This is a genomic window from Rickettsia lanei (assembly GCF_056242675.1).
This window is the reverse complement of record NZ_CP172233.1, coordinates 372,130-392,407: the sequence shown is the minus strand read 5'-3', so window position 1 is coordinate 392,407 and position 20,278 is coordinate 372,130. Positions and strand designations below refer to the sequence as shown.

The following is a 20,278-nucleotide window of genomic DNA, read 5'->3' as shown; positions in this document are numbered from 1 at the left end:
CTCTCATAGAGTTTGAAGGGCAGCTGCTCTCAAACGTAAAATACTACCTATAAATAAACTTAGGGTAAATCCAATCCCTCCAAGTATAGCTATAGAATAAAATTTTAACCATGAAGTATCACTTGGTACATTACAGAGTTTAAATTTTACAAATGGATATGAAAATAGCATAATACCTAATTGCTTACCTACAGATAAACCAAATATTATCCCATAAATTAAAGCAAGTATTGAGTTGGAACAAATGCCTTTAAATGCAAAATATTCTAAAAGGATACCGGAATTCATAAATACAAAAAGCGGTAAAATAAAGTAATTTACAAAAGGACGAATTAAGTTTTCAAGTTTTTTAAAAGAAGTGTTAAATTCTCCTTTTATATTAACAGGTATAAAAAGTGCTATAATGGCTCTGCATAAGGTATCGTGAATACCTGACTCCACCATACTAATCCATAATAATAAACCTATAATTATATAATAAAATAATTGTTTAACTTGTCGATAATTCAATATAAACAAGATGAATATAATTATAGAAGAAATTAATAATGCCAGAGTATTGATTGTTTTAGCATAAAACAAAGCTAGTATAATTAACGCAAAAGCATCGTCAATTAATGAGAAACCTATAATAAAAGCTCGTAATTCTAAAGATATATGTCGGCTGAAAAAAGATAAAATACCAAGGACAAAAGCAGTATCAGTTGCGATAGGAATAGCCCATCCTTTTATTAATCCCGGTTTATCGTAATTAAAAAACATGTATATTAAGACAGGAATTACCACACCTCCAAGGGCTGCCGCTGCAGGTAATATTAGTTTTTTTATTTTTATGTTCACCTTCTACTAGGTGAAATTTCATCTCTAAACCTATTAATAAAAAGAAGAAAGTCATGAGACCGTCATTAACTAACTCTATAAAAAGTTGTTTTTTGTACTTTTATAAGCTTGTATAATTAAGTGTAAGAAGATACAATTATTAATTACAAAAAAATATCTAAGCAATTCTTATGTTAGCAGAACAGCAAACCGAATGGATTATCAGCAATAACCTTGTAAATAAGGGATGGCATATAGATAATGATACTAAAAAGAATGTTTATTTCCAAAAACCAAAATCAAAAACAGAACAGACAAGATTAAACGGAAAAAGACCGGATCATATCTTATATGAAAGTAATAATGATAAACCTATTGCAATAATAGAAGCAAAAAAGCAGGAGTGGATTTAATGCAAGCTTTAGATCAAGCAACGGAATATGCAAAATTGCTTGATGTACCTATAGTGTTCGCAATGAATGGAGCTGGAGCTTACTGCAAAACTCGTTTTTGTTGCTAATAATAAAGAGCTTATATTAAACGGTGATGAAGTAAGGGAATTACTACATGAAAAAGAATTATTATCTGCTTTTTTAGAAGCAAGCAGTAATGAAGTTTGGACTATACCGAAAGAAATTAAAGTATCACGTGAAGAATTAATATAGATATTTGAAAACTTGAATAATCTTTTAAGAAATGAAGGGCTCCGAGCAGAAATAGAAAGATTTAGCGAATTTGCAAATATATTATTCTTAAAATTATTAAGTGAAAACAACGAAAAATCCTGTGGAATAATATCAAAGCACAATCAAACGATGATATTATCGGTTACATTAATAGCTATGTTATAGAACAAATTAAGAATAAATACGGTGGTGATGTTTTTACGCCTATTTCTCTAGGCAATTACATTACTCTCCGCCACATTATCGATGCAATTGATCCTCTTATTTTATCTACGATAGATACAGATATAAAAGGCGACGTATTCGAGTATTTCTTAGAAAAAACTACATCAACGGAAAGTTGATCCTAAATTTAAAGAAACAATTTATGATCCTTTTTCGGTACCGGTGGGTTCTTAACTGAAGCTTTTAATTATATCAAAGAAAATAATATAATTAATACCGATGAAGATTTAGAAAAATTAAGATTTAATACATTATATGGGCGAGAGTTAACCAAAACCGCTAGAATCGCTAAGATGAATATGATTTTGCATGGTGACAGACAGAATTCAGCAAATAAATAGTCTTGAGAACCCTAATGATGTTAAACCCTTAACTGATCAGCAGTTAAAGTTTGATGTAATTGTTACTAATTGCCATTTTTTCTCAAGCTATCACTAAAAAAACTAGCAAAAACGGCAAAATTACAACAGAAAATCATATAACTTCTCTTTTTAATAACGGCATTACAAAAAATAACGGTGATGCTGCTTGTGTTTTGCATTGCCTGCAAAATTTAAAAGAGGGTGGTAGAATGGCATTGGTAGTACCTGAAGGGTTCTTATTCAGAAAAGACACCTCTGCTGTTCGTCAACTTTTACTATCAAAAGCAAAGCTGCAACTCGTTATCTCTCTACCGCAAGGTACTTTTTTACCTTATACAGGAGTAAAAACGTCAATACTTTATTTTATCGATGCACATAAACCGAATAATCAAAAAGAATATTGGTTTTATGAGGTTAAGAATATCGGCGTTACGTCTAGACAATAAAAAAAGAAAAATTGTCGGTATAAATGATTTAAACAGGCGAGGATGGAAAATTAAATTTATCTAAAATTCCTTTTATAGATCTCGATTTTTATCAAATAGCTAAAAAGGATTGGTGAAAAACAATGATATTTTAATGTGTAAAGACGGAGCATTCACGGGTAAAGTGTGTTTTGTATATGATAAAATTTTACCGCAAATAGGAGTAATGGTTAATGAACATGTTTATATTTTTAGAGGGAAACCGAATATTATACATCAATCTTATTTATTTTATTGTTTAAATATAGCGATTAAATCAAATTAATAAGAACTTAGCTTATAATAAAGGTGCTCAGCCTGGTTTAAATAGAGAACATATAAAACTCAATTTTATATTCCTCTTCTGTCTCTAGAAAAAACAACAGAAAATTATTGAAGAATTGAATAGCTATCAAAAGATAATAGAGGGGGCAAAACAGATAATAGATAATTGGCATCCTTATTTTGAAATAAATAAACAATGGGAAATTGTTAAATTTGGCGATATCGTTATCAATAAATTAAAAAGTAATATTTTATCTCTTGAGCATAAGGAGTATACAACATTAATAGTAGGTAAAAAAGGTAAAATGATTAACATTAATACTGCAATTAAGGGGGATATTCCAGTAATAGCATCTGGTCGGGTTAGTCCTTATTCACATAATCAATATAATTTTAACGGTAACATAATCACTATTTCTTCATCGGGAGCATATGCTGGATATATTTGGTATCATAATTCACCAATGTGGACTTCAGATTGTAACGTAATCTATTCAATTAATGAAAAACTATTGTTAACTAAATATCTATATTATATTTTAAAATCTCAGCAAAATATAATATACCAAAAGCAAGCTGGATCAGATCAACCTCACGTTTATTTGAAAGATTTAGAGGATTTACAAATTCCTATCCCGCCTCTTGAAGAACAGCAAAAAATGGTAACAGAGCTTGATAATAATCAAAGTAAGATTGACAACCTTAAAAACTTATATAAAACAATTTGAAAACAAACTAAAAACCACATTAAATTCTCTTTGGCAATAATTGATGTACATTAACTACTTAAAAGATTTGATTAGTTTTAAGTCTGTAACTCCTAAGAGCGATGGGGCTATTGAGTATATTAATGATTTGCTTAAACAGCACGGCTTTAAGACCGAAATAAAAATATTCGGTGATTCTAAAAGTGAGCAAGTCACTAATCTTTATGCTGTTTTCGGTAGCAATGAGCCTAATATTTGCTTTGTTGGTCATGTAGATGTAGTGTTGGCAGGCAATCATGAGCTTTGGCATAATGCGAGTCCATTTAAAGTTATCCAGCAAGATGGTAAGATATATGGCAGAGGTGCGGTGGATATGAAAGGGGCTATAGCGTGCTTTCTAGCTGCCAGTTTAGATTTTATAAAAAATAATACCGATTTTAAAGGTTCCATTAGTTTCTTACTTACTAGTGATGAAGAGGGAAAAGCAAAGCATGGTACTAAAGAAATGCTGCAATATATTTATGATCAAGGATATAAGATAAATTTTGCTATTGTCGGTGAACCTACTTGTGAAAAAGAAATAGGCGATGCAATTAAGATTGGCAGAAGAGGAAGTGTTAACTTTAAATTAAATATAGAAGGCTTAAGCGGGCATGTAGCTTATCCTCATAAAGCAAATAACCCATTGCCTTGCTTAATAATAATATTGAATGAGTTAACAAATATAAAACTTGATGAAGGTACTGAATTTTTTCAACGTTCAAATATTGAAGTAACGAATATCGAGGTCAGTAATAATACTTCAAACGTAATTCCGGCAAGTACGGAAGCGTCTTTCAATATACGTTTTAATAATTTACATAGTGCAGAAACTTTAGCAAAACAGGTAGAAGAAATTATTAAACAGCATTGTAAAGAATATAAAGTAGATTATAAGTTAGAATATAGTAGTTCTGCTGAAAGTTTTATTCAGAACCCTAGCGATAAAATAAAAAAATTTGCTAAAGTAGTAGAGCATACGCTTAAAATAAAGCCTGAATTCTCTACAAGCGGCGGTACATCGGATGCAAGATTCGTCAAAAATTATTGTCCGTTAGTAGAGTTTGGTTTATTATCCGAAACGGCACATAAAATAAACGAATACACAAAAATTAGCGATTTACAAAAATTATATGATGTGTATTATAACTTTTTGATGGAAATACTTTGATGTCATTCCCGCAGAGGCAGGAATGACATAGAATCCATGCAACAAGGCCACCCTTTTACAGGAATGGCATTACCATACGCGGATGTGATGGAACTGGTAGACATGCAAGATTTAGGTTCTTGTGCCGTGAGGCGTGGGGGTTCAAGTCCCTTCATCCGTACCACTTAAATTTTCTCATAAAAAATAACATAAAATTTTTATGCAGCAATTTAGTATTTATCAAACAAGCGATGAATTGCTTCTAAAATCGATATTGCTTCTGATAGAAAAATGCTATCACTCTGATCTTAAAAGCGTGATATTAACTGCAGATGCAGATCAACAAGAAATGCTCAATAAAAATCTTTGGACTTATTCACGTAAGCAATTTATACCTCACGGTAGTAAACTTGATCCGCAGCCTGAAAAACAGCCGATTTATATTACCGATGAATTACAAAATCCTAATAATGCTAGTGTGCTTGTTATTATTTCGCCTACAGATATAGGAAAAATTTTACAAGCAAAAGAGTATATAAGAGTTTTCAAAAGGATAATTATAATAACTGATTTACCCGAAAATTTAAAAGAATTAACAGTTAAAATAAATAAATTTACCGAACAGGAAAACAAAATAGATTGTTTTACTCAAAATCCTCGTGGAGCTTGGAATAAAGTAGTCTAATAAATTTATATTCTTTTACGTACAAATAAATATAATCCGATCGTTAAAGCAATAACCAAATTGAAATAACAAGCAAAAATAAAATCTAGATTTTTTGAAGCAAAATTTTGTAATATAAAATGAATTGAAGTAACTAGCAATACTGTTAAGGCAGAAAATAATACCGGCATAAAAGTTGTTTTTTTGCTATAAGGATATCTCAAAAAAACTGCAAGTGCTACAAAAGGTAATACAAAATTGTATAAAGGCCAAATTATTCTTTGATGTGCTTCAGCAATTAATTTAATTTTTTTAGTAATAGCTAAATCATGAGGAGGGGCAAGTAATTCGCTTATATAATATTCGTTTGCTTCTTTATTATGTTTAGTTCTTTGTGATACTAAAGGATTATCATTTTGCAGTTTTATCATTAAAGAATCGAAAGTTAACTGAGTTAAATTACCGTTTACGTCATATTCTTGTCTTATGCCTTTATTAAGTTCAAAAATCGGGCTATTATCATATATATTAAGAGTACCTGAACCCGCAAATACTACTGATGGGTTATCAGCATTGCGATTATCAAATATTATTACGCCGTTCATAATATTTCCTGCTGATTTTTTATCTATAAAAACAGTGATATCTTTCGTTACTTTATTAAAAGTTTTCTCTTCAATCATACTTGAGATATAATTATTCTTTATAAAGTTTAAACGTGATTTTAAGTTTATATGAGATAACGGCAGGATGTTAGAAGATATATAATAAGCAAGTAGCATAACTATTAATGCGACATATAAAGCAGGCAGTGCTAGCTGTACATTATTAACTCCTGAAGCTTGTAATATAATTAATTGTCGCTCGACTTTTAAATTATTATAGATATAGATCACGGTAATAACCGTTATTACCGGTAACAGAATAAATAATAAAGTAGGAAGTACTAAAACTATTAAACTGAAGAAGTCCATAACTTTTATACCTTTATCAAATAAATATAAAAGTTTTAATATTTGCGTTATCCATACTATACTAGTCACTGAAAAAGTAACGACTATAAGCAGCGGTAAGATATTTTTTATAAAGTATTTTCGGTATAGTAGCATAATGTTTGTTTGGTTTTTTGATGTCATTCTCGTTTTTAGCTAGGAGCGACATCAAACGCTTTTCAAAAACTGTCCAGTACTATGGATGGTTAGATGGTTTTTAGGGGAACTCGTTCCCGGTTCATTTCAAAATAATTAAAAACCAAGTGTACTGTGTGAACCTAATTGTATTAACTCCAATGTGTCTTCTATAAATTAATACTAAATCCGGTTTAATATGACAATCTCTACAATCTTTCCAAGTACCTATAAGGGCATGATCTCTCATATGTATAGGTCATGTTATATCAGCAACCAAGTATCTAACTGCTTTCAGTAAAATATCATCCAAATTTATTCTACGTTTAAACAGTGCAGTACGTTTAATCGTTCTCATTTAAATCAGATAACAAATTATTGATATTACCAACATGAACTAATTTGCCGCTTCTTGCAGCTTTCATAGCTTTAATTGTTTCATCATTTGGGATAAGTGGTTCAAACGGCAATGCTTTTTCACGAGCAACACGAAATAACAGCATACGAACAGCATCAGATAAAGTAAGTCCCATAGCAGCAAGCACTAAAGCTGCTTCTTCTTTCACGTCTTCATTAATACGGGCTCGCACAATAGAATCAGCAGACATAAAAATCTTCTTTCAATAATGTAGCTACATTGTAGCGTGCATATTAAAAACTTTCAAGATAAAAAAACAAGTTTTTTATATGTTTTTTCTTAATTACTGCCTCATTAATAGAAAATCCCCGATCTTTCTTATTATATGATTTGCAAAGATGCGATAAATGAACTTACCTATCAGTATTGTTATAAATGCAATAATAATGCCGTAGATTATATCACTTGGGTAATGCATAGCAAGGCTTATGCGAGATAAAGACACGAGCACAATAACACAAATCATTAAGATTTTTAATGGTAATTTTATATAATTCCAAGCAAAATACGTTACTAACACGCTAAGAGCTGCGTGGCTGCTTGGAAAGCTTGAAAAGCATCTTTCGTTTGCAGTATTTATTATGGTCATGAAACTATCTACAGGAAGACTGCAATAAGGGCGAGGGAAATTAACTGAAAATTTAAGAGCGGTAAAAATTAAACCGAATACCCCGTATATTATACCGATTTCAACTAACTTATTATAATTGTGCCAGAATTTATTTTGCCGCTTCTTATCATTTTTGGTTTTCTTTAATTGAATATAAAAATATATACAGTATAAAATATATATTAAAGCGAAATTAGCGATATTAAAACAAAACGAAATTATTTTAAAAAAATAAGGTATAAAGCCGATATTAGTAATTTTATTCAAAAATAAGAATATTTCTTGATTTAAGCCGCAAAAATTATAAAAAACTTCAAACATTATTTTAAATATTTATGTTACAAGTAACAATACTTGGGTGTGGAGCATCTATAGGCGTACCGGTGATCGGGTGCGATTGTAGTACTTGCACATCTCCTTCAAAGTACAATAAAAGGACTAGATCAGCAATATATATTAACGATGAAAATAGTCAAATATTAGTTGATTTCGGTTTTGATATTAGAAATCAACTATTACGAGAAAAGATAAATAAGCTCGATTGTGCTATATTAACACATTATCATTCCGATCACGTTAACGGCATCGATGATTTACGAGTATTTACTTTTATGCAAGGCAAGCCATTTGAAATCTATACAGATCACGATAGTACGGCAAAGCTCCATACAAAATTTGATTATCTATTTAACAATAAGTTATTTAAGCTTGGGCGACTGTTCACAACTCAATCTGTTAGTTTTTTTGATAAAATTAAGATTAATACTATCGAAATACAATTTTTTAGACAGCATCACGGTCCTATAGATAGCTTGGGCTTACGTATAGGTGATTTCGTTTATTCGCCCGATTTAATCGATTTTCCTCCTGAATCAGATAAATTTTTAAAAGATATAAAAATATGGATATTAGATTGTATGGATTATAAATCAAATCCGAATCATGCAGGGCTTGATAAAGTTCTAGAATGGCGTGAAAAATATAAACCTGAGCAGGTATTATTAACCAATATGAGACACACGATAGATTATCATGAGATTACGAAAATGCTTCCAAATAACGTTAAGCCGCTTTATGACGGTTATAAATTTACGGTCTAGTTTATGATTATTTTAGAAAAAGTTTGTAAGCGTTATGGCAAGAATTACGCAATTAAGAATATTGATTTAAGTTTTACTACTAAGGAAACTACTGTAATAATCGGTCCTTCGGGAAGCGGTAAAACTACTCTGCTTAGAATTTTAAATAATTTAGAAGAACCAAGTAGTGGTACTTTTTTGGTAGACGGGAAGAAGCTACTGCTTAAAAATAGAAGAAAGCTTCTTTTAAAAGTTGGTATGGTTTTTCAAAATTTTAATCTATTCCCGCATTTAACGGTAGGAGAAAACCTAATCTATACGCCGGTAAATGTTTTAAATTTGCCAAAAGAACAGGCAATTTCTATGGCAAAGGAATTGCTTGCAAAATTTAAGATAACGCAAAAATTTGACTCATATCCGGCAAGCCTATCAGGAGGGCAAAAGCAACGCACCGCAATAGCAAGGGCTTTAATGATGAAGCCGAAAATTTTGTTATTCGACGAACCGACTTCGGCACTCGATCCTGAAAATATTAAAGATGTTATAGAGAATATAAATTTATTAAAAGATCAAATGAGCATGGTAGTGGTCACGCACCATTTGAAGTTTGCAAAATTAATAGCGGATCGTGTTATTTTTATGGATCAAGGACAGATTTTAGCAAATCAGCCTGCTGAGGATTTTTTTAATAAACCGGCATCGCATCGAGCTAGGTTGTTTTTAGAGAATATCGGCGATTTAAGGTGATTTTCTTGATAAAGATAAAATGATAGCCTATAATTAGTATTAATTATAGGTATCCTCAATGAACTTAAAAAACTGGCTACGTCGTCTAAATAAGTTCGCAGGTAGCCACGTATTAAGGATACGCTCCGCTCCTAGTCTTGTAGACTCCTTGCTCTTTTCCAAGTTGATCTTCGTATAACTTTCTTCGTTTACTTGGAGTCAATAATGGAACATATTTATGCAAATCTAGCAGTTAGTATATCAGAATTTAAAAAAAGCCCTACTGCATTATTGGATAAGGCAAGTGGTGAGTCTGTTGCCTTATTAAATCATAATAAACCGACTGCTTATCTAATTCCAGCTGAATTATATGAGCAAATTATTGAAGCTTTAGATGACAAATATTTATTAGAGCTTGCTACTATTAGATTAAAAGATAAAGAAAAGGCAATAGCGGTTAATTAGTATATAATTTGTTTAGAAAGCTGGATTCCTGCTTTCGCAGGAATGACATAGAATCAATAAATAATATTGCCATATGAATAAAAAGCTTATCCATTTTTTAGTATAATGTTACTATTATCACATCGTACAGTTTTGGCATAGACATGAGTATAATGACCGCAAAAACTAAAAAACTTGAATTACAAGGAGGAGCAATTGCAATTTTATACAAAGGTGAAGTTATTTATAAAACAACTTTTGGAAATCAGAAAGGTAATAGTGGAGTTATTTATGGATAAAACTTTATTTCCTTTAGCATCGGTTTCAAAAGCTGTTTCAGCAACGGCAATTGCATTAATGGTAGATCAAGAAAGTTGAGATTTTGATGAAAAATTCAAATTACCATACCTAAAAATGCTATTAGTCTTAATAATATTTTAAGCCATACAACAGGTTATCAATTCTCAGGAAATATTGAAATTGAGCAACGTTGCTAAAAAAACAACAAGCTAGTTGTAAACCCGGGCAATGCTATAAGTATAGTAACATATTTTAGTTTACTTGAAGAACCTTTAAATTGTAAAAAATCAAGTTTAAATGCTGCAATAGATAATTTGCGTACAACGCTTAAAACGCAAAATATACAAATATTACCGCTAGGGCCGAATGTACAACTTGCTTATCCGCATTCTAAAGCAATAATAGACGGACAGGAGGTAATAACATTGCTGCCGTTTCCGCCTGATTACCCAAAGACGGTACCTGCATCTTTCGGTATTTTTGCATCGATAGATGGAATGATTGAAATATTCACACTTAGTTTTGGTTATAAACCGAATCTTATTGCTAAAAGTACTTTAGATCGTATGTGTAAAATAGTAAAATCAAACAAAGATGTTTTTGGATTTAAATGGTAACCGATTTGGCCTATTGATCAAAAAATGATTGAGTCATATTATGCTCTTGGATGGCGTATTCTTAAAGTAAAAGGATGCTCAAATAAGGATTTAATTTTTCACTCAGGCTATATAATTAACGGTATTAATTCTTTTATTGGCTTTATACCGTCAGAAGAACTTGGAATTATTATTCTAGTGAACCAAGAAGGTAGTTTTCTACTTAAAAATGGGCTGGGACTTTGGTTTGATTATATAGATTAAAATTTATATACTCAGATAGAACTGCGTATACCTATTCTTTATTTACTTGTAGTATATTATATGAATAAAAAACTCATAAAACTTATTTTTATCATTTGTAGCACCGTAATTGTAACCGGTTTATTATACAAATATATCAATCAACATTATCCAAAATTTTTTAAAGCACCACAAAATATAGGGAGTTTTTGTGCGTCATTATTAATATTATTTAGTATAATTTACAGTACTATTAGCCAAAATGAAATACGCAGATTTTGTTTGCAATTAGCAATGTGGGCAGTAATTTTCTTAGTTATAATAACCGGTTATGCTTTTAGGTTTGAGCTGAACTACGCTTATCATAGAGTAATGTCTGCTTTAATTCCATCATATAAATGGTCTACTGAAGTCGGAGAAATTATTATAGCCCGTAGCAGAGACGGGCATTTTTATATCAATGCTTTTGTAAATAACGTTAAAATAAAATTTATGGTAGATACAGGGGCAAGTGATATAGCTTTAACTAAAGAAGATGCTCAAAAATTAGGCTTTGACTTAACTAAATTAAAATATACTAGAACTTATCTAACAGCTAACGGCGAAAATAAAGCCGCCCCTATAACCTTAAATAGTGTAGTAATCGGTAAGGAATTTAAGAACATCAAAGGACATGTAGGTCTTGGTGACCTTGATATTTCGCTTCTTGGTATGTCGCTACTTGAGCGTTTCAAAGGTTTCAGGATTGATAAGGATTTATTGATCTTGCATTATTAAACTTCTTGCATAACTTGCTTCTAAAGGCAATTTGTACGTCGATCCTAATCCCTAATCTTCACGTATGTCTATATATGCTGCAGCGGCAAGTGCTTCCGTGTATCCTTTAAATTCCTCTCTATAAACTGCTTTGGAAAGATGTCTATTTTTTACAAATTTCCTTTTTATTAAGAAATAGTTAAATTGTTAATTATTTCTTGGCCTTTATATCAAAAAGTGCTAACATGCCTTTTTTAAATAAAAGGGGTTTTGTGTATAAATCTAAATATGACGAAATCAATTTGTTTAATGCTATTTACAATGAAGACATTAAGAAGATCAAAGAACTTGTCAATAATAAGATTATAATATTGATGTTGTTAAACTTTATCTACAAGATGCTTGTAATTTGAAAAATTTTTTAGAAACCGGTAAAAAAGAGCTAACAGAAGAGCAAAAAGAAAAATTAGAGCAAAAGTTAGATAAACTAAACGATATGATTACCCCTTCTCTTAAGGATAAAATAGGGATAAAACGCTATTGAAATATAAAGAAATATATAATGATGACAACAATGAAGAATATCAAATATTAAAAGAGAAACTTAAAGTTTTGTCTGAGATAGTGCAAACAGAGCTTAACGAGATGTTGGGGATAATACATCTTATTGTGATGATATGTTGTGAATAAATATGGATACCAAATCGTCATGAGCTAAGCGACTAAAGACGTTGTTGCGTGGAGCAGTTTTTCCGTCATTGCGAGGAAATTTACAATAGTAAATTGACGAAGCAATGGGAAGAATTCCTGAGATTGCCACGCTCACTAACGTTCGCGTGCAATGACGACTTGTATCCACTCAACACGATCTCTTTGCAAGAATGACATAAGAGCCGTGTTAAAACGGCATTTTAAAGCCTGGTGGTAATCTCATACCGTTTAAAGCTCCTGATAAAGAATTTTGAGAATCTTCATCACATTTTTGTTGAGCATTATTAAAGGCAACTTTAATTAAATCCTCAAGCATTTCTTTTTCTTCTGCTTTTAATAAAGATTCATCAATTGAAATCTTTTCGACTTCGCCTTTACCGGTTGCAATAACCTCAACAAGCCCGCCGCCGGCTTTACCGGTATATCTTGCATTTGCCATTTGCTCTTGAGCTTCTTGCATTTTCTTTTGCATTGATTGGGCTTGCTTTAAAAACTGATTAAAATTTACCATAATTCTATCCTATATATTTTTAGCTTTTAAGTAAAATATCCGAAATTGTTATATTTGGGAAATGTTTTTTAATTAAACCAAAATCGTTACTTGCTTCAATCTTACCAATTAACTGATTCTTTAAGGTTTGCTTGTTCTGCTCTTTTATTATTATTATCTCAAACTTTTCATTAGTAAAAGCAGCTAACAAATCGTCTATTTGTCTTTTTATTTTGCTTGTAACTTCAAGACTTACGAACTCTAATCTATTATTACTGAGATTTTTAAGTTCCGTATGATTGAGCAGGAAATAATATATATCTATCTCATTATTTTTATATAAATATTCAAGAAAATCTACAATTTCAAAATTTTTTTTTATTTCCGGATTAATTGATTGATTTAAATTTTGATTATTACCGTCAAAATCTGTAAGCAAGGGTAGCGACGTCGAATATATAGATTTTATAACTAACATTTCCGTTTCTGTTAGTTGGTTATAGGAAATTTTTATTTCCGCTACTCCCTTATTATATATTTGCCATAAGATTGATAAGTGCGGCAAGCTGGTTTTATCTAATATGTTTTTAGTTCTATCATTAAATGATTCATATATAGGCAAACTATAATTAGGTAACATTTTTACTTTATTAAGATAAGCAATAAAATCTGATGCCGATTCTATAAAAATCTCAAGATTAACCGAAGAACCGTAAAGTTTATTTATTAAATTTATAGCTTTTTCCGTCTCTCTGTGGATAATATATTCGACAAATTCTATTATAACCGAACTATCGACAAGCCCAAGCATTTGATTAATTACTTGAGGACTAATTATATTGTCAGATTTTACCGACATACTAGCTGCTTGATCTAAAATAGAGACTGCATCACGTGCCGACCCTTCCGATTTGTAAGCTATAATTCTTAGTGCTTCTATATCGGTTTTTAAATTTTCTTGCTTAGTTATATATTCAAGTAGCTTAAAAATCTCTTCAAAACTCAACCGCCTTAAATCATAACGTTGACATCTTGAGATAATAGTTGCAGGTATCTTTTGTACTTCCGTCGTTGCAAAGATAAATATTATATGAGGTGGTGGTTCTTCCAGTGTCTTAAGAAGTGCATTAAATGCCCCTTTAGAGAGCATATGCACCTCATCAATAATGAAGATTTTATGCTTACCTTGTAGGGGCTTATATTCGGCGGATTCTATAATTCTACGTATGTCATCTACGCTAGTTTTACTTGCCGCATCAATTTCGATTATATCAGGGTGATTATGATTATTAAAGCTGATGCAATTCGTACATTGCTCGCATGTTTTAATAGTCGTATTTTCGGTAATTAAAGCAGAACAGTTGACGGCTTTAGCAATAATTCGGGCGGAAGTAGTTTTACCGACTCCTCTAATACCTGTTAAAAGATAGCCTCCGGCGAGCCTATCGTTTAAAATAGTATAGCTTAAAACTTTGACTAATACCTCTTGCCCCTGAAGCTCGGCAAAGTTACTAGGACGATATTTCCTTGCAAAAGGAATATATTGATTTGATGAATTTATATCTAGCACGATAGTTATAAGACTTTATAAAAAATTTATTTTGTATATGTTTTACTGAGAATTCCTGCTTTCGCGGGAATGACATAAAACGAGCCGCCTTAATGACATCAAAATTAGAATAATGCTAGTAATGACCCATCGAATCCCACTCTGGCTGCTTCCTTTCAGACCTGACCGACTAAACAGGTACAATGCCCACTACTAGCATAATTAACATAACCTGTTTATTTTTAAGAAACAATATATTTTTTTTCTATTTCCGATTTTGTTAATCTTTTAGGAGGACCGAATATTTCAGGGTTTTTTATTTTAAACAAATCATCGGAAAATTTTTGTACTTTAGCTATTTTATCAAAAGTAATAGTGACTATATTATTATCTTCAAATATTTTTAATGCTTCAATTTGTTGAGTAGCTTTATTAAAAGTAATTTCGCTACGTTTTTCCGTTAGAGTATGATAGATAGTAATTTTAGAAATATTTCTTGCGTTAATTACCGCTTCAAAAACAAAATCCTTGTCCAAATGCTCATTATCTTCTAATAAAAAATTAAATGTATTTTCGCTTCTATTAATACGGCTTACTTGCTCCATATCATAATCATACATCGATACGAAATTTTTAGTACCTATTATAACTAAAGGGAAAGGAGGATAATAATTACATCTAAAATTATAAGGTTTATGGATCAGTAATTTTCCTTTAACTATTTTACCGTACGAATCTTCTTGAGTAAAATCTATCGCAACCGATTTTATCTTACGTAGATAAGTTTTTAGCTCCGAAATAGCTGTTTTATCATCTGCCCCAAATGCTAAGCTTGAATTCACAAAAAGATAAATAATGATTAGAAAAAATATTTTTTTCATTTTCGTTGTTTTATATTTTAAATTATGTTTAAAATACCTTATGTATTCAGTTAATGCAAAATATAATTAGTATTTATGAAAATCGTTGCTTTAAAAGAAAAAGCCAAGCATGAAACACGAGCCGTAATAACTCCTGAAGTAGCAGGATTGCTAGTCAAAAAAGGCTATACGGTTATGGTAGAAAAAGATATAGGGCTTTATGCTGGTTTTCTTGATGAAGAATATGTTGCTCTAGGTGCTAAAATATCTTCGGTACCACTCGAAATTATTTCTGATGCTGATATTATATTAAAGGTGCAACCTTCATCCGTTACGGATAAATATAGTGAGCTTGAGTTTGCAAAAAAAGGAGCAGTTATTGTAGGATTATTATCGCCTTATTTAAATCATGAATATATAAAAGCGGCAGCTAAAAAAAACCTTACGACTTTTGCTATGGAGTTTGTGCCGAGAATTACTAAAGCTCAAAATATGGACGCTTTATCTTCTCAAAGTAACTTAGTAGGCTATAGAGCGGTAATTGAAGCAAGCTATCATTATACAAGGGCTTTTCCTATGATGATGACGGCAGCAGGGACAATTTCACCGTGTAAAACTTTAGTGCTTGGTATCGGTGTTGCCGGTCTTCAAGCTATTGCAACGGCAAAAAGGCTTGGTAGCATTGTTGCAGGATATGATGTAAGAGCTGCTACCAAAGAGCAGGTAGAAAGCTTAGGAGCTAAGTTTGTTTCACCGGAATTACAGGAGGATTTACAAGATAAATCAGGCTATGCTTACGAGAGTTCGGAAGATTATAAAGCTAAACAAGAAGAGTTTTTAGCAAAAATTATTAAAGGATATGATATAGTGATTACTACTGCACAAATTCCAGGAAAAAAAGCACCTCTGCTTGTTACGGAAAAAATGCTAGAATCTATGAAGCGCGGCTCAGTGATTGTTGATATAGCGACTAGTACAGGCGGGAACGTGGAAGATTCAGAACCGGATAAGATCGTTACTAAGCACGGAGTTACCATAATAGGTTTATCAAACCTTGCTACTAAAATTGCTACCGACAGCTCAAAATTATATGCTAAGAATTTGTATAATTTTCTAACCTATGCATTGCAAGACGGTAAGTTTAATATGGATGATGCGTTAGTACGTGAGATGTTGATTACTAAAGACGGAAAAATTGTGAGTGAGAAATTAAATATATGAATCAATTACCGACGATGGCTAAACAGGCTGCTGAAATTGCCCATAATACCCAAGAATTATCAGATAAATTAAAAGATTTGGTAATAGATACTAGTTGGCAAACAAACACAAGTACTATAGATCCGCTAGTATTTGCTATAACTATTTTTGTATTAGCTTCTTTTGTGGGCTATTATGTTGTGTGGAAAGTAACGCCTGCACTCCATACTCCGCTTATGTCTATTACTAACGCTATTTCAGGTATTATAGTTCTTAGTTCTATGATTGCTGCAAGTAGCTCTGCTTTTGGGTTTCCCGGTCTACTAGGGTATTTTGCAACGCTGCTTGCTTCTATAAATATCTTCGGCGGATTTATAGTAACAAAAAGAATGCTCGAGATGTTTAAGAAGAAGTAATTAATAATGTCATACCTGCGTTGTTGATACCCAAATCGTCATTGCAAGGAGCAGGGGTTGTTACATGGATCGAAAAACCTACTCGATGTCGTTCCTGAGTAGGCGGGAATGACATAACAAGCCATACGGTTAACGTTTATAGTGACAAAAAAATCAAATTAAAGTTCTAGTTCTTTATATTCAACGGTAACTACTTCGTATGATTTAGATCCTTTCGGTGTTGTAACTTCTACAAAATCACCTACCGATTTTCCAATCAAAGCTTTTGCTATAGGAGAAGCGATTGAAACTCTTTTTCTAGTTATATCGGCTTCATATTCTCCTACAATAATATATGTTACTTCTTCTTCAGTATCGTCGTCGATCAAAGTAACCGTAGCCCCGAATTTTATGTTATCTCCCGATAATTTACCAATATCAATAATTTCTGCTCTTGCCGTCATATCTTCAAGCTCTTTAATACGCCCTTCTATAAATGCTTGTTTCTCACGTGCCGCTTCATATTCCGCATTCTCGGATAAATCGCCGTGTTCTCGTGCTTCTGCTATATCTGCACTAATTTTTTTACGTTCTACATGTTTTAAATGTTTAAGCTCGTGTTCTAATTTTTCAAAACCTTTAGCGGTGATAGGAAATTTTGTATTCATAATTATATTGTATAGATTTAGTAATTTTAGTATACTATTTTCAATAATATAGATTTCAGCAAGTATATTTGTAATAGTGAAATTTGTCAAATAAGCCTTTTTAATTATTTGGCATTGCCTAAATATTGTCATTGCAAGTGGTCCTTGTCTAAGCGGATTCTGTTATGTCATGCCTGCGAAAGCAGGAATGACATCGAATACTGTTTGCAATGATGTTGGCATTATTTCTCATATAACAATAGCAACAAATTAGTAATCTTATGGAAAATAAAGATTTTGACTTTGAGAAAAAGCGTAAAATTTTCCACCTATTGGCTATAATATTTCCGCTGCTTTATTTATTTATTCCAAGAACCGTTATTACGTTATTATTATTTATAATAACGGCTATTACATTATATTTAGATGTATCACGTCATAATAATGTAAAAATTAGCGAATTTATAACTAGATTTTTTTCAAAAGTTATAAGGCTTGAAGAAAATAACGGTTCTTTTGCTTTAAGCGGCGTTAGCTTTATGATGATCGGTTTTTTCTTAACTGCTCTTCTTTTCCCTAAAAATTTAGTGATTTGTTCGTGGTTGATTTTAATTATTTCAGATTGTTTAGCGGCTCTTGTCGGCGTTAAAATAGGAAATAGCTTAGGTAACGGTAAATCTATAGCCGGTTCTATTACCTTTTTAGTTTCTGCAATTTTTATCAGTATATTAGTGTATTTCTATTTAGGATATAATACAAGTTTTATTAGTATTATTATAAGCTGCATAGGGGCTACAGTAGCTGAATTTTATTCAAAAGATTTAAGAATTAACGATAATTTGTCTATACCGCTTTCTTATTGTCTTTCTACAGCTATTCTTTCCTACATATTGTAATATAATGAGAGTTGCACCAGAATTTTATGAGTTCTTAAGAAACCGTATTAACATATCGGATGTAGTGCGGCAAAAAGTAGCTTTAACTAGAAAATCCGGTAACTATGTAGGTTTATGTCCCTTCCATCAAGAAAAGACCCCATCTTTTACGGTTAGTAATAGTAAGAGATTTTTCTATTGTTTTGGTTGTAAAGCAGCCGGTGACGTTATAAAATTTACTTCTAATATTAGCGGTTTATCTTATAATGAGTCTGCTATAAAGCTTGCAATCGATTACGGTATAGAGATACCGAAATTAACTGCAAGACAGAAAGAATTTTATGAAGAATCCGATGAAATTCTAAATATTTTAGAACTCGCCAATAAGTTTTTCAGGACACAATTAACACCTGAAATATTACATTATCTACACGAAAGGGGTATTACCGAAGAAACAGTAAAAGAGTTTTCAATAGGTTTTGCCCCGAAGAATAATAAATTTGAAAAATTTTTTCACGATAAAAATATAGATATTATAAAACTTGGTAAAGCAGGGCTAATCGGCAAGCGAGAAAACGGTGAAATATATAATTTATTTTCTAACCGTATTACTATTCCAATTAGAAATATTTACAATAAAATTGTAGGCTTTGGCGGTAGAGTACTAGGGGAGGGGCTGCCTAAATACTTAAATTCACCTGAAACTACAGTATTTCAAAAAAGTGAAACTCTATACGGTGAGCATAAAGCGATAAGCAGTAGCTATAAAAAAAATCATTCGATTTTAGTAGAAGGTTATTTTGATGTTATAGCACTACATCAAGCAGGTTTTAGTGAAACGGTTGCGAGTCTCGGTACTAGCGTTACTGAGAATCACTTACATAAATTATGGCGTGCTGGCGATGAAATTATATTATGTCTTGACGGAGATAATGCAGGCATAAAAGCTAGTATAAGAACTATTAACTTAGCATTACCGCTTATTAATAGTGAAAAGAAAATTTCTTTTATTAGGTTACCAAGCGGACTTGATCCCGACGATGCAGTAAATAAAAACGGTGCTGATTTTTTTGCAAAGCTTATAGATAAAAGAATAAGCTTATCAGAAATGATTTGGCATATTGAGTATAGCGGCAAGAGTTTTAAAACTGCGGAAGAAAAAGCTAATTTAGAGAAAAATTTAAAAAATTATTGCAGCAAAATATCGGATAGTGATTTAAAAGTAAGTTATTACAGGTTTTTTAAAGATCAAATATGGCAAAATTTAGTTACAACGCAGAAGAAAGCTACAACTAAAAACTCAAATTTGGCTCCTATAATTTCAAGTCACGGCTATTCGGAGCTTGAAATACTAGAACACGCTTTTTGTGCTTTGTTGGTTAAATTTCCTATAATACTTGAAGAAAAAGATATTAGAGATTTCATCTTAAATTTAAATTTTAATAATAAATCGCTTGAAGAATTCCGTAATTGGTATTTAAACGAGATTATAGATAATAACGTAGAAGCAAGTGAAATTACTGCAATTGTGGAAAAAACTAGCTTTTTTGATATTTTTTTATTATTATCAAAAACGGATAATTTGTTTTTAGATATCTCATGTAATAAAAATAATATCAGACTGGATTTATTATGGCAGTGGCTACATAAGAAATATTATCTAATAAATTTACAACAAGAATACGCTATTACCATAAACAGTACTGACAATCACGACTTTGAAAAAGTTTTACTATATAAAAAAGAAATTCTGAAGATTGCAAATGAACTGCAAGTTTTAAACGAATCTTTTATTAATCACACGATAACTTAATTATTTCAAACTTCTTTTAAAAGAAAAAAGCATATAGG

The 20,278-nt window shown here is 31.4% G+C and carries 28 protein-coding genes, 1 tRNA gene, 1 other RNA gene and 2 pseudogenes; 21 read left to right on the top strand and 11 right to left on the bottom strand.

Annotated features, from left to right (window positions below; genetic code table 11):
• Nucleotides 1-3 precede the first annotated feature (3 nt).
• Nucleotides 4-862: pseudogene (nhaA, locus tag ACHBLB_RS02330) on the bottom strand (Na+/H+ antiporter NhaA).
• Nucleotides 863-1,010: 148 nt separating this feature from the next.
• On the opposite strand from nhaA, the gene ACHBLB_RS02325 reads away from it, so the two are divergent.
• From ACHBLB_RS02325 to ACHBLB_RS02285, 9 genes are all read left to right on the top strand, one after another.
• A complete protein-coding gene (locus ACHBLB_RS02325; protein ID WP_014273881.1) occupies nucleotides 1,011-1,232 on the top strand; it encodes a hypothetical protein in 222 nt (73 codons plus the stop codon).
• A gap of 66 nt (nucleotides 1,233-1,298) precedes the next feature.
• Entirely contained in the window at nucleotides 1,299-1,484 is a 186-nt protein-coding gene (locus ACHBLB_RS02320) for a type I restriction endonuclease subunit M (protein ID WP_475842359.1), read from the top strand.
• A gap of 437 nt (nucleotides 1,485-1,921) precedes the next feature.
• The gene (locus ACHBLB_RS02315) at nucleotides 1,922-2,071 is read left to right on the top strand and encodes a hypothetical protein (protein ID WP_475842708.1); all 150 of its coding nucleotides are present in this window, start codon (nucleotides 1,922-1,924) and stop codon (nucleotides 2,069-2,071) included.
• A gap of 59 nt (nucleotides 2,072-2,130) precedes the next feature.
• A complete protein-coding gene (locus ACHBLB_RS02310; RefSeq protein ID WP_475842357.1) occupies nucleotides 2,131-2,538 on the top strand; it encodes an HsdM family class I SAM-dependent methyltransferase in 408 nt (135 codons plus the stop codon).
• Nucleotides 2,539-2,650: 112 nt separating this feature from the next.
• Nucleotides 2,651-2,842, top strand: a complete 192-nt coding sequence (locus tag ACHBLB_RS02305; RefSeq protein WP_475842355.1) for a restriction endonuclease subunit S domain-containing protein — start codon at nucleotides 2,651-2,653, stop codon at nucleotides 2,840-2,842.
• 115 nt (nucleotides 2,843-2,957) lie between these two features.
• Complete coding sequence (locus ACHBLB_RS02300; RefSeq protein ID WP_475842353.1) at nucleotides 2,958-3,569, top strand: restriction endonuclease subunit S; 612 nt, start codon at nucleotides 2,958-2,960, stop codon at nucleotides 3,567-3,569.
• 43 nt (nucleotides 3,570-3,612) lie between these two features.
• Nucleotides 3,613-4,758: a succinyl-diaminopimelate desuccinylase gene (dapE, locus tag ACHBLB_RS02295; RefSeq protein WP_475842351.1), complete on the top strand. Its 1,146-nt coding sequence runs from the start codon at nucleotides 3,613-3,615 to the stop codon at nucleotides 4,756-4,758.
• Nucleotides 4,759-4,836: 78 nt separating this feature from the next.
• Nucleotides 4,837-4,921: transfer RNA gene (locus ACHBLB_RS02290), tRNA-Leu, on the top strand.
• Between the two features lie 36 nt (nucleotides 4,922-4,957).
• Nucleotides 4,958-5,422: a DNA polymerase III subunit chi gene (locus ACHBLB_RS02285; RefSeq protein WP_475842349.1), complete on the top strand. Its 465-nt coding sequence runs from the start codon at nucleotides 4,958-4,960 to the stop codon at nucleotides 5,420-5,422.
• 5 nt (nucleotides 5,423-5,427) lie between these two features.
• Here ACHBLB_RS02285 and ACHBLB_RS02280 read toward each other — a convergent pair whose 3' ends face one another.
• The 4 genes from ACHBLB_RS02280 to ACHBLB_RS02265 all read right to left on the bottom strand — a co-directional run bounded on the left by ACHBLB_RS02280 (nucleotide 5,428) and on the right by ACHBLB_RS02265 (nucleotide 7,877).
• Nucleotides 5,428-6,510, bottom strand: coding sequence for an LptF/LptG family permease (locus ACHBLB_RS02280; protein ID WP_475842706.1), 1,083 nt, complete (start codon nucleotides 6,508-6,510; stop codon nucleotides 5,428-5,430).
• Between the two features lie 121 nt (nucleotides 6,511-6,631).
• Nucleotides 6,632-6,778 carry a type II toxin-antitoxin system mRNA interferase toxin, RelE/StbE family gene (locus ACHBLB_RS02275; RefSeq protein WP_475842347.1) on the bottom strand — a complete coding sequence of 49 codons (147 nt, stop codon included), beginning with the start codon at nucleotides 6,776-6,778 and terminating at the stop codon, nucleotides 6,632-6,634.
• Nucleotides 6,779-6,872: 94 nt separating this feature from the next.
• Nucleotides 6,873-7,136 (bottom strand): type II toxin-antitoxin system RelB/DinJ family antitoxin, encoded by a 264-nt coding sequence (locus ACHBLB_RS02270; RefSeq protein ID WP_012151450.1) that lies wholly within the window; start codon nucleotides 7,134-7,136, stop codon nucleotides 6,873-6,875.
• A gap of 93 nt (nucleotides 7,137-7,229) precedes the next feature.
• Entirely contained in the window at nucleotides 7,230-7,877 is a 648-nt protein-coding gene (locus ACHBLB_RS02265) for a phosphatase PAP2 family protein (protein WP_475842345.1), read from the bottom strand.
• Nucleotides 7,878-7,891: 14 nt separating this feature from the next.
• Between ACHBLB_RS02265 and ACHBLB_RS02260 the strand changes: the two genes are divergently transcribed.
• The 7 genes from ACHBLB_RS02260 to ACHBLB_RS02230 all read left to right on the top strand — a co-directional run bounded on the left by ACHBLB_RS02260 (nucleotide 7,892) and on the right by ACHBLB_RS02230 (nucleotide 11,721).
• Complete coding sequence (locus ACHBLB_RS02260; RefSeq protein ID WP_475842343.1) at nucleotides 7,892-8,656, top strand: MBL fold metallo-hydrolase; 765 nt, start codon at nucleotides 7,892-7,894, stop codon at nucleotides 8,654-8,656.
• 3 nt (nucleotides 8,657-8,659) lie between these two features.
• Nucleotides 8,660-9,382 (top strand): amino acid ABC transporter ATP-binding protein, encoded by a 723-nt coding sequence (locus tag ACHBLB_RS02255; protein ID WP_475842341.1) that lies wholly within the window; start codon nucleotides 8,660-8,662, stop codon nucleotides 9,380-9,382.
• A 204-nt stretch (nucleotides 9,383-9,586) separates the two neighbouring features.
• Entirely contained in the window at nucleotides 9,587-9,826 is a 240-nt protein-coding gene (locus ACHBLB_RS02250; RefSeq protein WP_475842339.1) for a type II toxin-antitoxin system Phd/YefM family antitoxin, read from the top strand.
• Nucleotides 9,827-10,021: 195 nt separating this feature from the next.
• Nucleotides 10,022-10,183 carry a serine hydrolase gene (locus ACHBLB_RS02245; protein ID WP_012262644.1) on the top strand — a complete coding sequence of 54 codons (162 nt, stop codon included), beginning with the start codon at nucleotides 10,022-10,024 and terminating at the stop codon, nucleotides 10,181-10,183.
• Nucleotides 10,184-10,419: 236 nt separating this feature from the next.
• Nucleotides 10,420-10,722 (top strand): hypothetical protein, encoded by a 303-nt coding sequence (locus ACHBLB_RS02240; RefSeq protein ID WP_475842337.1) that lies wholly within the window; start codon nucleotides 10,420-10,422, stop codon nucleotides 10,720-10,722.
• Between the two features lie 24 nt (nucleotides 10,723-10,746).
• Entirely contained in the window at nucleotides 10,747-10,965 is a 219-nt protein-coding gene (locus tag ACHBLB_RS02235) for a serine hydrolase (protein WP_475842336.1), read from the top strand.
• Nucleotides 10,966-11,025: 60 nt separating this feature from the next.
• Entirely contained in the window at nucleotides 11,026-11,721 is a 696-nt protein-coding gene (locus ACHBLB_RS02230; RefSeq protein ID WP_475842334.1) for an aspartic protease APRc, read from the top strand.
• Nucleotides 11,722-11,775: 54 nt separating this feature from the next.
• Here the strand turns inward: ACHBLB_RS02230 and ACHBLB_RS02225 are convergent.
• Nucleotides 11,776-11,889, bottom strand: a pseudogene (locus tag ACHBLB_RS02225) (palindromic element RPE1 domain-containing protein); the annotation flags it as partial.
• A 220-nt stretch (nucleotides 11,890-12,109) separates the two neighbouring features.
• Here ACHBLB_RS02225 and ACHBLB_RS02220 point away from each other — a divergent pair.
• Complete coding sequence (locus ACHBLB_RS02220) at nucleotides 12,110-12,244, top strand: hypothetical protein (protein ID WP_014365091.1); 135 nt, start codon at nucleotides 12,110-12,112, stop codon at nucleotides 12,242-12,244.
• Between the two features lie 354 nt (nucleotides 12,245-12,598).
• Here ACHBLB_RS02220 and ACHBLB_RS02215 read toward each other — a convergent pair whose 3' ends face one another.
• The 4 genes from ACHBLB_RS02215 to ACHBLB_RS02200 all read right to left on the bottom strand — a co-directional run bounded on the left by ACHBLB_RS02215 (nucleotide 12,599) and on the right by ACHBLB_RS02200 (nucleotide 15,331).
• Nucleotides 12,599-12,922, bottom strand: a complete 324-nt coding sequence (locus tag ACHBLB_RS02215; RefSeq protein ID WP_012151438.1) for a YbaB/EbfC family nucleoid-associated protein — start codon at nucleotides 12,920-12,922, stop codon at nucleotides 12,599-12,601.
• A gap of 19 nt (nucleotides 12,923-12,941) precedes the next feature.
• The gene (gene dnaX / locus ACHBLB_RS02210; RefSeq protein WP_475842332.1) at nucleotides 12,942-14,471 is read right to left on the bottom strand and encodes a DNA polymerase III subunit gamma/tau; all 1,530 of its coding nucleotides are present in this window, start codon (nucleotides 14,469-14,471) and stop codon (nucleotides 12,942-12,944) included.
• Between the two features lie 107 nt (nucleotides 14,472-14,578).
• An RNA gene (ffs, locus tag ACHBLB_RS02205) (signal recognition particle sRNA small type) lies at nucleotides 14,579-14,672 on the bottom strand.
• A gap of 20 nt (nucleotides 14,673-14,692) precedes the next feature.
• A complete protein-coding gene (locus tag ACHBLB_RS02200; RefSeq protein WP_010977889.1) occupies nucleotides 14,693-15,331 on the bottom strand; it encodes an outer-membrane lipoprotein carrier protein LolA in 639 nt (212 codons plus the stop codon).
• A 75-nt stretch (nucleotides 15,332-15,406) separates the two neighbouring features.
• Here ACHBLB_RS02200 and ACHBLB_RS02195 point away from each other — a divergent pair, with 75 nt between their 5' ends.
• Together ACHBLB_RS02195 and ACHBLB_RS02190 are read left to right on the top strand one after the other, a co-directional pair.
• Nucleotides 15,407-16,531: an NAD(P) transhydrogenase subunit alpha gene (locus ACHBLB_RS02195; protein WP_475842330.1), complete on the top strand. Its 1,125-nt coding sequence runs from the start codon at nucleotides 15,407-15,409 to the stop codon at nucleotides 16,529-16,531.
• Entirely contained in the window at nucleotides 16,528-16,926 is a 399-nt protein-coding gene (locus tag ACHBLB_RS02190; RefSeq protein ID WP_010977888.1) for an NAD(P) transhydrogenase subunit alpha part 2, read from the top strand. The genes ACHBLB_RS02195 and ACHBLB_RS02190 overlap by 4 nt, the downstream gene beginning before the upstream one ends.
• A gap of 158 nt (nucleotides 16,927-17,084) precedes the next feature.
• Here the strand turns inward: ACHBLB_RS02190 and greA are convergent, their stop codons facing one another.
• The gene (gene greA, locus ACHBLB_RS02185; RefSeq protein WP_004997127.1) at nucleotides 17,085-17,573 is read right to left on the bottom strand and encodes a transcription elongation factor GreA; all 489 of its coding nucleotides are present in this window, start codon (nucleotides 17,571-17,573) and stop codon (nucleotides 17,085-17,087) included.
• 260 nt (nucleotides 17,574-17,833) lie between these two features.
• Here greA and ACHBLB_RS02180 point away from each other — a divergent pair, with 260 nt between their 5' ends.
• Both ACHBLB_RS02180 and dnaG read left to right on the top strand, forming a co-directional pair.
• Nucleotides 17,834-18,448, top strand: coding sequence for a diacylglycerol/polyprenol kinase family protein (locus ACHBLB_RS02180; protein WP_475842328.1), 615 nt, complete (start codon nucleotides 17,834-17,836; stop codon nucleotides 18,446-18,448).
• 4 nt (nucleotides 18,449-18,452) lie between these two features.
• Nucleotides 18,453-20,240: a DNA primase gene (gene dnaG / locus ACHBLB_RS02175; protein WP_475842325.1), complete on the top strand. Its 1,788-nt coding sequence runs from the start codon at nucleotides 18,453-18,455 to the stop codon at nucleotides 20,238-20,240.
• Nucleotides 20,241-20,278 lie beyond the last annotated feature (38 nt).

Excerpts from the sequence above, each read along its gene's own strand:
- dnaG (WP_475842325.1), top strand. The coding sequence starts at position 18,453 with ATGAGAGTTGCACCAGAATTTTATGAGTTCTTAAGAAACCGTATTAAC.
- ACHBLB_RS02260 (WP_475842343.1), top strand. The coding sequence starts at position 7,892 with ATGTTACAAGTAACAATACTTGGGTGTGGAGCATCTATAGGCGTACCG.
- dapE (WP_475842351.1), top strand. The coding sequence starts at position 3,613 with ATGTACATTAACTACTTAAAAGATTTGATTAGTTTTAAGTCTGTAACT.
- ACHBLB_RS02325 (WP_014273881.1), top strand. The coding sequence starts at position 1,011 with ATGTTAGCAGAACAGCAAACCGAATGGATTATCAGCAATAACCTTGTA.
- ACHBLB_RS02200 (WP_010977889.1), bottom strand. The coding sequence starts at position 15,331 with ATGAAAAAAATATTTTTTCTAATCATTATTTATCTTTTTGTGAATTCA.
- ACHBLB_RS02190 (WP_010977888.1), top strand. The coding sequence starts at position 16,528 with ATGAATCAATTACCGACGATGGCTAAACAGGCTGCTGAAATTGCCCAT.
- ACHBLB_RS02320 (WP_475842359.1), top strand. The coding sequence starts at position 1,299 with ATGGAGCTGGAGCTTACTGCAAAACTCGTTTTTGTTGCTAATAATAAA.
- ACHBLB_RS02195 (WP_475842330.1), top strand. The coding sequence starts at position 15,407 with ATGAAAATCGTTGCTTTAAAAGAAAAAGCCAAGCATGAAACACGAGCC.
- ACHBLB_RS02275 (WP_475842347.1), bottom strand. The coding sequence starts at position 6,778 with ATGAGAGATCATGCCCTTATAGGTACTTGGAAAGATTGTAGAGATTGT.
- ACHBLB_RS02230 (WP_475842334.1), top strand. The coding sequence starts at position 11,026 with ATGAATAAAAAACTCATAAAACTTATTTTTATCATTTGTAGCACCGTA.
- greA (WP_004997127.1), bottom strand. The coding sequence starts at position 17,573 with ATGAATACAAAATTTCCTATCACCGCTAAAGGTTTTGAAAAATTAGAA.
- ACHBLB_RS02285 (WP_475842349.1), top strand. The coding sequence starts at position 4,958 with ATGCAGCAATTTAGTATTTATCAAACAAGCGATGAATTGCTTCTAAAA.
- ACHBLB_RS02235 (WP_475842336.1), top strand. The coding sequence starts at position 10,747 with ATGATTGAGTCATATTATGCTCTTGGATGGCGTATTCTTAAAGTAAAA.
- ACHBLB_RS02270 (WP_012151450.1), bottom strand. The coding sequence starts at position 7,136 with ATGTCTGCTGATTCTATTGTGCGAGCCCGTATTAATGAAGACGTGAAA.
- ACHBLB_RS02280 (WP_475842706.1), bottom strand. The coding sequence starts at position 6,510 with ATGCTACTATACCGAAAATACTTTATAAAAAATATCTTACCGCTGCTT.
- ACHBLB_RS02180 (WP_475842328.1), top strand. The coding sequence starts at position 17,834 with ATGGAAAATAAAGATTTTGACTTTGAGAAAAAGCGTAAAATTTTCCAC.
- ACHBLB_RS02265 (WP_475842345.1), bottom strand. The coding sequence starts at position 7,877 with ATGTTTGAAGTTTTTTATAATTTTTGCGGCTTAAATCAAGAAATATTC.
- ACHBLB_RS02250 (WP_475842339.1), top strand. The coding sequence starts at position 9,587 with ATGGAACATATTTATGCAAATCTAGCAGTTAGTATATCAGAATTTAAA.
- ACHBLB_RS02255 (WP_475842341.1), top strand. The coding sequence starts at position 8,660 with ATGATTATTTTAGAAAAAGTTTGTAAGCGTTATGGCAAGAATTACGCA.
- ACHBLB_RS02215 (WP_012151438.1), bottom strand. The coding sequence starts at position 12,922 with ATGGTAAATTTTAATCAGTTTTTAAAGCAAGCCCAATCAATGCAAAAG.